Raw genomic sequence first — 14,642 nt, 5'->3', positions numbered from 1 at the left:
CCTCAGGCCAGGTTTCAATTCCTAGTCTCATAAATTCTTCTCTAAACTGTCATATCCTATCGATAGCCTGAGCGCTTTTTGAGGCGCCGCCATGTCAAATAGATCGAAGAGCCCTTCGTGGATACTTCTACACGGCGCCGCTGTTGTGGCGGTAACTTGTAGCCTTTTCAGTGGATTGCGTATTGCAACCCTGGATAAGCCTGCGCTTATTACTATTGCAGAGCTTCTCCCCCAAGGAGAGGTCCATACTGTTCACTTTGTCTCCGCAATTTTACTTTCCCTGGCCGCTGCAGGATATTTGATCTCACGCATCCCCTATTTTCGAAACCTGTCTGGAATATCGACGCCCAAGCCTATCAATTATCACAGACTAGTTACCTGGGGTGGTGTTTCCCTGCTTATAACTTCACTGTTGAGCGGTTGGATGCTGTTTAACGGCCTGGGCCCACTCCCCTGGTTTCGCTCGATTCACTTTTGTAGCGCCATCGGACTTGTCTTTTATATTTTTATGCACGGCGGTGTTTACCTTATGCAATTTGGCTTGCGTGCACTTCCATTTATCCTCAAACCATCACTGCCCAAAAGACAATACCTTCCTTTAGTTTCACTATCTCTAGGCACGTTCTCCCTTGGCTTTCTTTTAGTGGGAAGCTGGTATTTAATTCACGGATATTCCCATCACCCCCTGGCAGTCGCCGGGATTTCACCAAATACCATCATCAACATCGATGGCATGGCCTCAGAACCACAATGGCAACAGGCTCAAATACTCACCTTACGTACTGATGGTGGGGCCAATTTTTATAAAGGCCGCTCCGATGTGCAGTTAAAGGCCCTGCAAAATGGTCAGGAAATTTTTTTTCATATCACCTGGCAAGATCCCAATGAGAGCCTCGCCCACCTGCCCTTGAAAAAAACTGCAGAAGGTTGGGAGATCTTGCAATCAGGCTATAAGATATTTGATGAAAAACGTCATTACGAAGATAAATTCGCAATACTCCTTTCTGAAAACTGCTCCTTCGCCGCAGCTGGCACCGCCCATTTGGGACAATCCCCACTGGCTGATAAACCCGCAAACTGGCACGGCAAAGGCTACCATTACAGTACCTCCGAGCAGGTACATGACCTCTGGCACTGGAAGGCAGTACGTAGCAATAAGATGCACCTGGCTGATGACAACTTTATCGGCAAACCGGATAAAGTGCGTCCCGGTGCACGTCGCTATACCGCAGGTTACCAGCAGGATAGCAAAGAGTCCGGTGCTTATAGAATGAACTGGAAGTGGTATTCTCCCACTACAATCACCCCCAAGCGCCTACCTGCAAAAATAGATCAGCTGGCTCCCTATCAGTATTCTCTCCCCCACAGTCAAAGCCCGGATTGGACTATTTCCTGGTTCGATTACCAACCCTATTCTTCAAGTCACGACCAATTCCCATTGGGTACCTTGATGCCCTCGGTGCTGTATACCTCCAATCGCTTTGAGGGCGACCGTGCAGATGTCCGCGCTCGTGGTATCTGGCGCGATGGCCACTGGTCCCTGGAATTGGTGCGCAAACTGGATACCGGCTCTTCCCAAGATATTCCTATTGTGGACGGCATCTGCATGTGGGTCTCCGCCTTTGACCGTGCACAAATTGCCCATACTCGCCACAGCCGCGCCATTCAACTCAGCTTTGATAAAACCTTATGATACTTCGCCTACTTCTGGTCTTCGCTCTACCTTTCACACTGGTTGCGGCAGCAATAGTCCGTGCCCCACAAAATCCTGAGCCACCGGAACATTACTTGGTCAAGGTCAATATGCAGGGGGAGTTACTCGGCGCCTGGGAAGGTCCCTGGTCCTGCGTCTGTGACAAGCGTAGTGGTCTCTTATGGGAAGTAAAAACCGACAACGAGGACATCCACGATGGACGCTGGACCTACTCCTGGTTTATTGATAGCGAAGGCGTTGCCAATAATGGCGACTGCTACTTTGAGCTGGACCGCTGCGATACTGAAGACCTGATCCGGCACACTAATCGCGAGCGCCTGTGTCAAGCAGGCAACTGGCGCCTGCCCACTCTCAGTGAGATCAATACGATTATCAGCAAAGACAATAAACCGGGCAGCCCGACAATTGAGTCCGAGTACTTTCCAAAAACCATGCGAGGCGATTACTGGACCAGTGAAAATAAACAGAAACTGAGCGGTATTTACCGCTATTTAACAGTCGGCGGTACTGCTGTGAATTTTATTGGTGGGGACAGGGTCACAATTCCCTATCGTAATGCCGCATTCGTCCGCTTGGTAACCAGTCGTTCAACAGCCTGTCACAAAGCTCCTCAATAATGCCTGCGCGTTGCTGCCATGCAATCCACCCCCCCTCCAGGCCGCGACGCTCTCACAAAAATGGTCCCAATTTCCAAAGGATTTCTCTAATGAGACGATATTTTGGCAGTGCTCTTACAATCTCGGCGTTATTACTTACAATGGGTGCCAGTGCCGCAACCAAACATTACAGGCTCTCTTGGGATGGTGATGCTTCCAGCAGCGCAGTGATTGGCTTTTCACCTGACGGCAGTAGCAATAACCCCTACCTAAACTATGGCTACTCCACCGACGAAAGTAACTGGAATAGTGCCTATGTCAGCAACAGCGAAAGCTTCGATGGCGGTATCACCAGTCACTTCGTGCGCTTACAGGATTTAAATGCAGACTCCCCCGTTTATTTTCGTATCTGTGATCAAGATGGCTGCGGGGATCGTTTTTGGTTCCGGACTGCACCTGCGCACAATTCCCCATTTGTAGTGGTTGCCGGCGGTGATACCCGAACTGGCCATACCACCCGCCGGCAGGGAAATGAGCTGCTCGCAAAAATTCGCCCCCTCGCCGTTATGCACGGTGGAGACTTTACCAACGCGAATAGTGCATCGGAAATGCGTGAGTTTCTGGACGACTGGGAGCTGACTTATTCCAGCGATAATATCGATGGTTACAGTTACAAACGCATCTACCCGTTAATTCCCACACACGGCAATCATGAGGACGATAATTATTCCACCATCTGCCAGGTCTTCGGCGTGGACTTTAATAGCGACGGTGACTGCTCTCCCAGCGACACCTATGGTGCTGTGCAGGTTTCTCCCCTATTGCGTGTATATACCCTCAACAGCCAGTTCCAGAGCAGTGGCTGGTCCTCCTATGCAACTGCCATGAATAACTGGCTTGAAAGTGACTTATCAGCATCAGGCAGTGCAGCCAGCTGGCGCTTTGCGCAATACCATAAGCCTTTATTTCCCCACTACACAGGCAAGTCTGACAACCCCACCCTGTTCAGCTGGTGGGCACAGCCTTTCTACGATTACGCCATGAACCTGGTAGTGGAGTCCGATACCCACCTCACCAAACTTACCGAGGCAGTCATCCCAAGTGGTAGTAACTTCTCCACAACCACTTCCGGCGGCACTGTCTATGTCGGGGAGGGCAGCTGGGGGGCTCCGGCCCGGTCTGCCAACGATGCCAAGTCCTGGACTATCGACATGGCCAGTATCCAGCAATTCAAAGTAATTCAGGTGAGTGCAGAGGAACTGGTGGTACGTACTGCCGAATTTAACGATACCGCCAGCACCTTATCGCGAGAAGATCGCACCGCAGATCCACTGGTATTACCCAGTAACGTGAATTGGTGGAGTGCCAACCGTATCGGTGAGGCCATGACTTTAATACGCAACAGCGCGGACCGCAGCGTTATTTCTGAAGATGGCAGCGGCAGCAACAACTTTATATTGCCAGTGACTGACGATGTGTTTATTTCTTCACGCTACTCATCCAGTAATTTTGATGGGGATTCCGGTGGGCTGCTTGCCGATGGCAGTGACTCCACTTTTGGTACCCTGTACTCGCTGATCAAGTTCGACCTCTCAGACCTCACCGCCTGTAGCTCGATCAATACCGCCACATTGGAGCTGAATGTCACCAATAGGTCCGACAATACCTACGGTGTTTACCTGGCCGCAAATGATTGGCAAGAGGAGTCTGTAACCTGGAACTCCGTTGGCGGTTCCTCGGTGCGCGATGACCTGGCAGAGAGTTTTGTCCCGTTCTACACAGGTGTTGAGCGAATCGACCTGACTTCTTCAGGGCTTATCGAAAGCTGGATAAATAGTGGCAATACCGGCCTGGTTATCGCTCCCCGCTCAGGCAGCAACGGGGTCGACTTCACCTCCAAGGAAACCGGTACCTCGGCGAAGTTAACGGTTGAGGCCGACTGCACCACTATTGCCGGACCTCTACCCAAAGCTGTAAAAACCGATGATTTTACTTTGCTATGGCGTAACGAGATTAAAGTTCCGGTCAAACTTATCGAAGAGCCTGCCGAATTTAATCAGGGCCAGGGGATTGCCACTCACCTTCAAGCGGCCCTCCCTGATCATGGTGGGCGCACCTACCAAGCCGCCAAACATCAAACGCAGATCGGTACTGCTCAAGGCGAGGCTGGCTGAGGGATCATCACTGTGCCGACCGGGATAGCCATGTAACACCCCGTTCTGCACCACGACCAGGTATTTCTCGCTGGTGTCGGTCATATCAATATTCAGGCGGATCTCCGCATCCGCCGCTTTCTCTCCGTTTAGTCGCACGGCCATGGCATCGAATAACAGCTGCAAGGGCACCCTGGCGACTATTTCTTCAGCCGGCAATACCTCTTCTCGAAATTCAACACCATGACGCAATTCTTTCGCACCTGAGAGGTAAAAATTGCGCCAAATACCGGATTCTGCCTGGTAACCCAGCTGCTCCAGGCTGTCGGCTAGCAGGTAACGGGCCTGGTCGTTATCCGGCTCGGCAAAAACCAAATGCTTCAGTACCATGGCCACCCAGCGGTAGTTACCGCGAGCAAAGTCCCGCCGTGCCCGCGCCATAATGCTTTCCTCCCCCCCCATATATTCCACATAGCGATGAGCCGCCTCTTCCTGGGGAACCGGGTGCAGGTTAGCCGGATTGCCATCGAAATAACCTAAATAGCGATTGTATACAGCCTTGGCACCGACATTAACCGTGCCGTAATACCCTCGGTTAGCCCAGGCCTGTGAAAGGCTTTCAGGCAATTCCAGCCTCTCAGCAACTTCGATCATGTCATAGCCGTGATTGGCGAGGCGCAGCGTTTGGTCGTGGATATATTTGTACAGGTCCCGCTGCTTGGCGAGATAATCCATAGCCTCCCCTTTCCCCCAGGTAGGCCAGTGATGGCTACTGAATACTACTTCTGTCTCCCCACCAAACTTCTCCATCGCAAATTCAATGTAACGGCTCCAGGCCAGGGCGTCTCTTGTTTTGGCACCACGCAGGGTATAGATATTGTGCAGTGTATGGTTGGCTATTTCACTCATACATAACGCTTTAAACTGGGGAAAGAAAAATACCATTTCAGTCGGCGCTTCCGCCCCCGGAGTATTAATAAACTCAATCTCCACGCCGTCAATTTTCATTTGTGCACCGGCTTCAGGGATTACAACCGTTGGTGTGGCAATGCCATGCTCACCATCGGATACCCGGTTGCCAAGCCCTGAAGAAACAAACCCATCAGGGCTTGAGGGCAAGAGGTCACCAAACTGGTATAAGGCGCGCCGTTGCATCACATTGCCAGAGCGCACATTCTCGCTGATCGCTTCCTCTGCAAATCCCTCTGGAGCAATAATATCAATCGAACCACTCTGCAGTTGCTCAGCCGTCAGGACCCCCGTCACACCGGCAAAATGATCCGCGTGGCTATGGGTAAAAATCACCGCGCTGACCGGCCTCTCTCCCAGAGATTTATTGGCCAGGGCGAGCGCCGCAGACGCAGTTTCCGCAGATGTCAGGGGATCGATAACAATCCAGCCGTTATCCCCCTTTACCAGGGTCATATTCGCCAGGTCCAGGGAGCGCACCTGGTAGATACCATCCACCACCTTAAACAAACCATTGTTCAACGCGTTGAGCTGGGCCTGCCGCCATAAGCTGGGGTTTACCGTATGAGCAGAACTACCTTGCAGGAACTGCATCTGGGATAAACCATACACCTCACGTCCCTCAGTATTTTTAATCTGGGCGCCGGGAATAGTGGCAATAAATCCTCGTTTGGCCAGTTCAAAATCTGTCTTATCAGTAAATGGTAAGCGATCAGAAACTGTTTGGTTGTGGACGATAGTTGCCTTCGAGGCAGGCTTTATTTCAGCATTGAAGATATCAATACCGGCTTCGGGTTCACTGCCACAGGCAATGAGGAAAAGTGATAACAATAATATCAATGAACGCATAGAGGCTCCCCCAGGCTGGTTACGCATGACACTCCATTTCCATACTTAAGACAGGAGAGGGTAACCAGATACAAAATGGTCCCCCACTCTAATTCCCTGAAACCTCGGTGGAATTCTGCCAACGAAAGACAGAAAAAGTCACACCATTCAAAAGGAAAGCTATTTGTTGTTTTTGCCGCCGAAATTTAGTTGGCGCAAATTAAGCCAAATCCGCTGTAAGAACCTTGATATTCAAGCGACGAAATAAGTAGTAATTTATATTTCTTCAAGGCGGCAGAAAAAACCGTTACGACCAAGTCAACAAACAATAATTTCCAGCGCCCCTATAAATCAGCTTAAAAATGAAATACGCGAAATTTAACCCTGCTCTTGAGCAACCCTTCACGATTAACAAACAGGATTTAACCAGACGTTGAAAAGACAGGCATATACTGTGCGCTGGCACTTGAGATAGCAGAATAAAGGTAACCAAGTCGCCAATATAGTCTATATAACCCTTTTGACTCCGGCAGTGAAGGACTCACACCCGGTATAGAGCCGCGGTCTGCATTTCAAATGGTATGGAGATAATTTCAATGCTAATAAAAAGACCCCCACTCTGTGGCGCACTGATAATCGCCATGTCACTGCTGACGCTAAAATCCTTTGCCGCCAATAAGGAGGAAGTTGTGACTGATCCTGTAATTCGCCAAGGCCCTGTGGAGGGTCAGCCAAAGTCCAATCAGTTCTGGTGGCCCAACCAGCTGGATCTTAGACCCCTGCGCCAGCACTCACCCAGGTCCAACCCCATGGGGGATGACTTTAACTACGCAGAAGAATTTAAAACGCTGGATTTAAAAGCAGTCAAAAATGATATCGAGGCCCTGCTCAAAACCTCCCAGGACTGGTGGCCTGCAGACTTTGGCCACTACGGCCCATTTATGATTCGCATGGCCTGGCATAGTGCAGGCACTTATCGTATCGACGATGGCCGGGGTGGTGCCGGTGGTGGCCAGCAGCGTTTCGATCCCCTTAACAGCTGGCCAGATAATGCCAATCTGGATAAAGCTCGCAGGTTGCTCTGGCCCATCAAACAAAAATATGGTCGCAAGCTGTCCTGGGCAGACCTGATGATTCTCACAGGCAATGTCTCACTGGAATCCATGGGATTTGAAACTTTCGGCTTTGCGGGTGGACGTATCGATGACTGGGAACCTGACCTGGTTTACTGGGGGCCGGAAACCGAGTGGCTCGCAGACGAGCGCTATACGGGTAACCGCCAGCTGGAAAAGCCGCTCGGTGCGGTACAAATGGGGCTGATTTATGTCAACCCTGAGGGGCCGAATGGCAAACCCGATCCGGTAGCTGCCGCCGTAGACATTCGCGAAACCTTTGGCCGTATGGCCATGAACGATGAAGAGACAGTGGCACTAATTGCCGGTGGTCACACCTTCGGTAAAGCTCATGGAGCCGTCAAGGCCGACTGCCTGGGACCAGAGCCTGCCGCAGCTCCCACAGAACAGCAGGGGCTCGGCTGGAAAAACAAGTGTGGTAAAGGCAATGCGGATGACACCATGACTTCTGGCCTGGAAGGTGCCTGGTCTGCAGCACCAATTACCTGGAGCCAACAATACCTGAATAACCTGTTCAACTTTAACTGGGTAAAAACCAAGAGCCCTGCAGGCGCGGTACAGTGGATACCTGATGATTCCGCTGCCGCCAATCTTGTGCCTGACGCCTTCGATAAAAACAAACGTCATGCGCCAATCATGTTTACTACTGATCTGGCACTGAAGTTTGATCCAAGTTACAAGGAAATTGCCCAACGCTTCCAGAAAAACCCTGAGGACTTTAAACGCGCCTTTGCTAAAGCCTGGTTCAAACTGACCCACCGGGATATGGGACCCAAAGCACGCTACCTGGGTATTGAAGTACCCGAGGAGGCCCTAATCTGGCAGGACCCCATTCCCAAAGTGGATTATCCCCTGGTCAATGACAGCGATATTGATAACCTTAAGTCGGCAATCCTCAACTCTGGCTTAACGATTCCTGAACTGGTGAGAACTGCATGGGGATCAGCTTCCACCTTCCGCGGCTCCGATATGCGTGGCGGAGCGAATGGAGCGCGCATTCGCCTGGAGCCACAAAAGCAGTGGCCGGTAAATGATCCCGCCGAATTGGCAAAGGTGCTGACGCAGTTGGAAAAAATTCAACAGGACTTTAATAGCAATCAATCCGGCGGCAAGAAAGTCTCGCTTGCCGACCTGATCGTGCTCGGCGGCTCCGCTGCCATTGAGAAAGCCGCTGCCGAGGGTGGAAACAATATCAAAGTACCCTTCAGGCCTGGCAGGGCTGATGCAAGCCAAGAACAAACCGATGTGAAATCTGTTGCGGTACTAGAGCCCACCGCCGATGGATTCCGCAACTATTTCGCTAAAGATAACAGCAGAACGCCCACGGAAATGCTGGTGGATCGCGCTAGCCTACTCACCTTAAGCGTGCCCGAGATGACAGTCCTGGTAGGAGGAATGCGTGCGCTCAATGCCAATACCAGCGGATCTCCCAACGGGGTTTTCACCGATCGCCCCGGTGTACTCACTAATGATTTCTTTGTTAACTTACTGGACATGTCCACCGAGTGGAAGAAGTCTGAAAAGTCAGAAGGGCTTTATGAAGGCAAGGATCGTAAAACTGGCAAAGATAAGTGGACTGCCACCTCAGTGGATCTGATATTCGGTTCCAACTCAGAGCTACGGGCAGTGGCTGAAGTCTATGGTTCCAATGACTCCCAGGAAAAATTTACCCAGGATTTCGTCAAAGCCTGGACGAAGGTGATGAATCTGGACAGATTTGATGAAGTTAATCGATAGCTAAAATCTATTTTTTAATTAGTCCCTATTATCCATACCGGGCAGGTATGCCCGGTATGGATTTTGAATTAAGCCATAGAGTATTTCTATACATCCTGAGTGATCGGAAATTTTGCTCCTCTGTAAGTTGGCCCCTAAAAACAACTTCAAAGAAAAAATTAATCAGTAAAAAAGCCAGGGCTAGCCCTGGCTTTTTTACTGATTTACAAATCAATTATAGAAATTTAGCTTCTTTAGTCTGCCTTAACTATCATCGCGAAGGTGTTGATCAAAGAATTCCTTAATCATAGTGTACTGATGAATACGAGTTTGCTTGCCACGTAAACTATGCTTCTTACCTGGATAGGTCATAAGTTCAAACTGTTGGCCATTATCCTGCAACTGTTTAATCAGACGTGTAGTGTTGGTAAACAAAACATTGTCATCTGCCATCCCGTGATAAATCAGCAGAGGACCTTTCAGTCCATTCGAATAGGGAAATACAGAGGAAGCCTGGTAGGCCTCAGCATCTGTATTGGGATTACCCATGTAGCGCTCGGTATAGTGAGTATCATAAAGCATCCAATCGGTCACAGGAGCACCAGAAACGCCAGCTTTAAAATAATCTCCGGCCTTAAACATACTCATTAGTGCCATGTAGCCACCGTAACTGTGGCCATAGATACCAATATTATTGCTATCAACAAAAGGTAGTGTGCGCAGGAATTTAACACCTGTTACCTGGTCCTCTACCTCCGGGCCTCCCATATTTTTGAAAATGGGATTTTCAAACGCTGTACCCCGGTTTGCAGAACCACGGTTATCCAGAGAGAAAACGATGTAACCTTGTTGAGCCATAAATTGGTTGATGTGCTTGTCCCAACTATTGGTTACTACCTGAGCGTGGGGACCACCATAAACGAATACCATGACCGGGTAACGTTTACTCTCATCAAAATTGGCCGGCTTATATAGGCGGTAATTAAGCTTATGTCCCTGTGGAGCTTTGATAGTGCCAAACTCCGGAGTAATCCACTGCTCCATATAAGGAAATAAGGGATGCCCTTCAACAACAGCGTTCTCCTCCAGCCAGGTTATCAGTTCGCCACTTGAGCGGTGTAAACTTACCTGTGGAGGAGTAGTAATGCTGGTGAATTTATCGATGTAACCTGAACCATCCTCAGCAAACTCAATACCGTGCATACCACTGCGTGTGGATATTCTCTGAATACCCCCATCACCTTTTATTGGTACACTATAAAGGTGCCTTTCTATGTCAGAATCCTTACGGCCACTGAAATACACAACATCTTTCTTTTCATCCACAGCTTCCAGCTCATCAACTATCCAATCACCAACAGTTAATTGCTTCTGTAGTTTTCCATTTAAACTGTACAAATAGAGGTGCTTGAAACCATCTCGCTCAGATGACCAGATAAATTGGTCACTGTTTTCCAGGAAAAATAAATCATCGCTGAGGTTTACCCAGGTGTCACTGGATTCTTTTAACAGATTGCGGGTCTTGCCGTTATTGAGATCAAAAACACGAAGCTCAAGTTTCTGCTGATCCCGAGACTGCCATTGAAAAGTCAGTAAATTATCGCGAGCCCAATCTACTCGGGGAATATAAATATCCTGCTCTTCCCCCAGATTTACCCAACGGGTTTTTCCAGACGCCACCTCCATCACACCCAGGCGAACCTTAACATTAGCTCGCCCTGCTGCGGGATAACGCTGGCTTATCATATCGATGCGATCTGCATATATCTCGCTGCGGATCACTTCATCTACAGGGGACTCATCAACCTGTAGGAAAGCAATATGGCGGTCGTCTGGAGACCACCAATAACCTGTCATACGATCCATTTCTTCCTGGGCAACAAACTCGGCCATGCCATTTTTGATAGGCCCATTTCCATCGCTGGTTAGCGCACGCTCTTTACCACTTTTCAGGTTGACGACAAAAATATCCTGATCACGAATAAAAGAGACATATCGCCCTTTCGGGGAAACACGAACATCGGTCTCAAAAGCTTCGGTTTCAGTCAAGCGCCGCGCGGACTTCGTATCCAAATTGTAATAATAAACATCTCCTGCCAGCGGAAATAACAAGGATTTCCCATCCTCAGACCAGCTGTATTCCATAATACCGCTGCCATAGATTCTTTGACGCTCACGTCGGGCTTTTTCCTCATCGGATAACACTTCATCGCCGCTGTGCAGGCTGTCAGATTTCACCAGGATACGGGACTGCCTATCGGCAATGTTGTACTCCCATAAGTCGTAGCGGTTGTAATCTTCATCCCGTCCCTTCAGAAAAGTTACCCGACTACCATCGGGAGAGTACTCAAGGGCACGGGGCGCTGTGCCCCCAAGGGCCGGATCGGAGAATATTCGTTCAATAGTCAACGTATCCGCGGAACAGAGTCCCGCAAAGGTTGTGCAGCTAAGCAGGGCAAGCAGTTTTCTTTTCATAGAAGGGCTCTTTGTTTTAGTGTTTTATGCTAGGCGCAAATCTGCGGTGAGAAGGGCGTAAGACCGCTTTCTCTGCAAGCAACAAAGTCCTTGAATTCTACAATGTAATCTCCAGATAACGGAGGGGATCAAGCTCTCCTTCTGAATTTAACAGAGTGACAATCAAACCTTCTGTAATTGCCTTCCTTTACCGTCATTTACTCTGCACCATGTATGTTTACAGTGCCTGAAGACAGTCTTGGAGCTGGCTTTTGCGAAACAAAAACAGTGAGAGATCTACCTTGTTTCTTCCATTAAAACAATTCTCACCTCCTTCCATAACAACTCGATCCCAAAGCGAGACTCTTCCCAATAACCACCGCGAACCCAATCACAATCGATTCACTTTCTTATCTAACTTTGAGGCAGACCCTGTAGTCGGGGCAGGCAAGATGATAGAGGGACCATCTAAGTATGCGACGGTGAAAAGCGTAGGACCCTGCCAAAGTGGGCAATTTAAACCCCAAAATAAGCAATCAAATAGCACAATAATACGTATATTGAACTCAAAACCCCGAATAAATTTTATTTTGAAAGAGTATTTTGGATTTCAGTGAACCATTGTGTGTGGCCGAATATTACTGGAAGCTTCTATCGAGATCTAAAATCGACCATACGCCCAGTATCATAGGTTGTCGGTGCCGATCTCCCCGTCTAAGTAACCTTTCCCTGATCCCCAGCTTGACACTACCAAAACAAAACACTCTCCCTTGCATTCCAAGACGATCGGTCATATATTGAACATTAGTTAATAGACGACCGGTCTAATTTTAATGGCTCGACCACGTAAAAGCGAAAACACCAAAGAAGCATTGTTAGAAACAGGCACCGCAATGCTGACCAGCCAGGGATATCACGGCACTGGTATCAAGCAGGTGCTGGATACAGTAGGCGTACCCAAAGGTTCGTTCTACAACTATTTCCCCAGTAAAGAGGCCTTCGTAGCCAGCATTATTCACCGCTACGGCCAACAGATTGATGCGGAACTAGCGCAGACGAAATTAAACATGGATCAGGCACCCGGCTTGATCCAGCTTTGGTGCTGCTTTCAAAACCGTGTTCAGAACAAAGTAAAAGTTGGCCAGTCTTGTGCCTGTCTGCTCGGAGCGATGTCGGCCGAGGTAGCCCAGGCCAGCCCTCTTTGCCGTGAAGCCATTGAGTCTGTAGAGCACAGGTGGCTGGCAAATCTTCAATCGATATTACATTTGGCCCAAGATCAAGGAGATCTACGCAGTGACGTCCCCGCCGATAACCTTGCGACACTGTGTTATAGCGTTTGGCAGGGCAGTATTCTGCAATACCAGGTATCCGGTGATCCCAATGATTTACTCAGACAACTACGGACTTTTTTTAGCACCTTGGTGACGCAACAAGGAGCACAAACACTGGCCAGCATTAAAACTTACAGGCAGGACATTCATTTTGAAAAATAGCACTAGCGCCTTAAAAAACACCGATCGAGCTACACCTCTCGCTCGCCCACTGAGTATTCTGCCGGGAACCAGTGTGAAAAACCGCTTGTTTAAATCTGCTATGAGTGAGCAATTAGCGGATCCCAATCATGCCCCCACCAAGGAGCTGATTCACTTATATCGCACATGGTCAGAAGGGGGCACAGGTTTACTGGTCACCGGTAACGTCATGGTTGATCGTACCGCTCTGGGTGAACCGCGCAATGTGGTATTAGACGAGGAGTCAGACCTTTCTCTGTTCCGGAAATGGGCCGAAGCCGGGCGCCAAAACGGTACGCAAATCTGGATGCAATTAAATCATCCAGGCAAGCAAACACCCAACTTTTTAAGCACTGAACCCGTCGCACCCTCTGCAATTCCACTGGCTAACGGCTTAGAGAAGACCTTCAACTGCCCTAGAGAACTCACCGAAAATGAAATAGTTATTATCATTAAAAAATTCGCCTGGGCCGCCGCACAGGCAAAAGAATTTGGATTTACCGGAGTTCAGATACATGCTGCTCATGGTTATCTGATCAATCAGTTTCTATCCCCTCACCACAATCGGCGAAATGATCAGTGGGGAGGTACCTTAGAAAATCGCATACGGTTTTTACGCGAGGTATATAGCGCTATTCGCGAAGCGGTTGGTGAAGATTTTCCGGTAGGCGTAAAACTCAATTCAGCAGATTTTCAAAAGGGTGGATTCAGTGAAGAGGAATCCATGCAGGTTCTAAAAGCCCTGCAGGATGAAGGTATTAACTTAATTGAAATCTCCGGCGGCAACTATGAAAACCCAAGTATGGTTGGTGCCAATGTGAAGGAAAGTACTATCAAGCGAGAGGCCTATTTTCTCGATTATGCAGAAAAGGCACGAGCACAGCTGCAAATTCCCGTCGTAGTCACCGGCGGCTTCCGTTCCGCAGCTGCCATGGAGGCCGCCCTTGTATCAAATGCCGTGGATATGATTGGCCTTGCCCGCCCATTAGCGGTTGACCCCCGGCTATCGCACAAACTTTTATCAGATGGCAACCATAAGATAACATTGAAAAAGCTCACCACAGGTATTCCCAACCTGGATTTTATGGCTATGCTGGATGTCACTTGGTACGAACAACAGCTGGCCCTTATTGGCAAGGGAAAGCCAACGAAACCAAATATGAGTGCTTGGACCTCAGTATTAAAAACGCTGACTGCTGTCGGATTACTTTCTTTTCAGAGGCGACGAGCCTGATAAAACTTTATTGCGCCTGGGAAAACTATAGTTCCTCACCGTCAATCACAGCAGATAACTGAGGCAATACAAGGACGTACCGCCGCCGGCCAAAACCAGGGCGAGTTCGTGAAAAACAAGGAGTTTTAAATGCCTGTAACAACATTTTGTTGTCAGATTATGGCTTTTCTACAGGTCTTTGTAACTGAGGACACCTTCCTAGCGCTTCAGAAAAATAAGCCTCTCCAGCTGCCGAAGAGACACTGTGCACCCTAAAATCAAACCCGAAAATTTACTCACTATCTCTCCTCTATAAATTGCCATAGAACTACAAAGCCGCTTTATTTTTGACGCT

The 14,642-nt window shown here is 49.0% G+C and carries 7 protein-coding genes and 1 pseudogene; 6 read left to right on the top strand and 2 right to left on the bottom strand.

Annotated elements, in window-relative coordinates; all coding sequences use genetic code 11:
• The first annotated feature begins 91 nt into the window (after positions 1 to 91).
• The 3 genes and pseudogenes from ACJJIP_RS02255 to ACJJIP_RS02245 all read left to right on the top strand — a co-directional run.
• Entirely contained in the window at positions 92 to 1,693 is a 1,602-nt protein-coding gene (locus ACJJIP_RS02255; RefSeq protein ID WP_444946142.1) for an ethylbenzene dehydrogenase-related protein, read from the top strand.
• Positions 1,690 to 2,331 (top strand): Lcl C-terminal domain-containing protein, encoded by a 642-nt coding sequence (locus ACJJIP_RS02250; protein WP_282952441.1) that lies wholly within the window; start codon positions 1,690 to 1,692, stop codon positions 2,329 to 2,331. Before ACJJIP_RS02255 ends, ACJJIP_RS02250 begins: the two co-directional genes overlap by 4 nt.
• A pseudogene (locus ACJJIP_RS02245) lies at positions 2,331 to 4,229 on the top strand (DNRLRE domain-containing protein); the annotation flags it as partial. The gene ACJJIP_RS02250 and the pseudogene ACJJIP_RS02245, both read left to right, overlap by 1 nt.
• 78 nt (positions 4,230 to 4,307) lie before the next feature.
• On the opposite strand, the gene ACJJIP_RS02240 reads toward ACJJIP_RS02245, so the two are convergent.
• Positions 4,308 to 6,281, bottom strand: coding sequence for an alkyl/aryl-sulfatase (locus ACJJIP_RS02240; RefSeq protein ID WP_444900964.1), 1,974 nt, complete (start codon positions 6,279 to 6,281; stop codon positions 4,308 to 4,310).
• A 575-nt stretch (positions 6,282 to 6,856) separates the two neighbouring features.
• Here ACJJIP_RS02240 and katG point away from each other — a divergent pair.
• Entirely contained in the window at positions 6,857 to 9,130 is a 2,274-nt protein-coding gene (katG, locus tag ACJJIP_RS02235; RefSeq protein WP_444946141.1) for a catalase/peroxidase HPI, read from the top strand.
• A gap of 243 nt (positions 9,131 to 9,373) precedes the next feature.
• On the opposite strand, the gene ACJJIP_RS02230 is transcribed toward katG, so the two are convergent.
• Positions 9,374 to 11,584 carry a S9 family peptidase gene (locus tag ACJJIP_RS02230; RefSeq protein WP_020414550.1) on the bottom strand — a complete coding sequence of 737 codons (2,211 nt, stop codon included), beginning with the start codon at positions 11,582 to 11,584 and terminating at the stop codon, positions 9,374 to 9,376.
• An 812-nt stretch (positions 11,585 to 12,396) separates the two neighbouring features.
• Between ACJJIP_RS02230 and ACJJIP_RS02225 the strand changes: the two genes are divergently transcribed.
• On the top strand, positions 12,397 to 13,056 hold the full coding sequence (locus ACJJIP_RS02225; RefSeq protein ID WP_444946140.1) for a TetR/AcrR family transcriptional regulator: 660 nt from the start codon (positions 12,397 to 12,399) through the stop codon (positions 13,054 to 13,056).
• A complete protein-coding gene (locus ACJJIP_RS02220; protein WP_353375667.1) occupies positions 13,046 to 14,308 on the top strand; it encodes an NADH:flavin oxidoreductase/NADH oxidase family protein in 1,263 nt (420 codons plus the stop codon). The genes ACJJIP_RS02225 and ACJJIP_RS02220 overlap by 11 nt, the downstream gene beginning before the upstream one ends.
• Positions 14,309 to 14,642: the final 334 nt, after the last annotated feature.

The organism is Microbulbifer variabilis (assembly GCF_052467165.1).
This window is presented reverse-complemented; position numbering and strand designations above follow the sequence as displayed.

Excerpts from the sequence above, each read along its gene's own strand:
- ACJJIP_RS02255 (WP_444946142.1), top strand. The coding sequence starts at position 92 with ATGTCAAATAGATCGAAGAGCCCTTCGTGGATACTTCTACACGGCGCC.
- ACJJIP_RS02250 (WP_282952441.1), top strand. The coding sequence starts at position 1,690 with ATGATACTTCGCCTACTTCTGGTCTTCGCTCTACCTTTCACACTGGTT.
- ACJJIP_RS02240 (WP_444900964.1), bottom strand. The coding sequence starts at position 6,281 with ATGCGTTCATTGATATTATTGTTATCACTTTTCCTCATTGCCTGTGGC.
- katG (WP_444946141.1), top strand. The coding sequence starts at position 6,857 with ATGCTAATAAAAAGACCCCCACTCTGTGGCGCACTGATAATCGCCATG.
- ACJJIP_RS02230 (WP_020414550.1), bottom strand. The coding sequence starts at position 11,584 with ATGAAAAGAAAACTGCTTGCCCTGCTTAGCTGCACAACCTTTGCGGGA.
- ACJJIP_RS02225 (WP_444946140.1), top strand. The coding sequence starts at position 12,397 with ATGGCTCGACCACGTAAAAGCGAAAACACCAAAGAAGCATTGTTAGAA.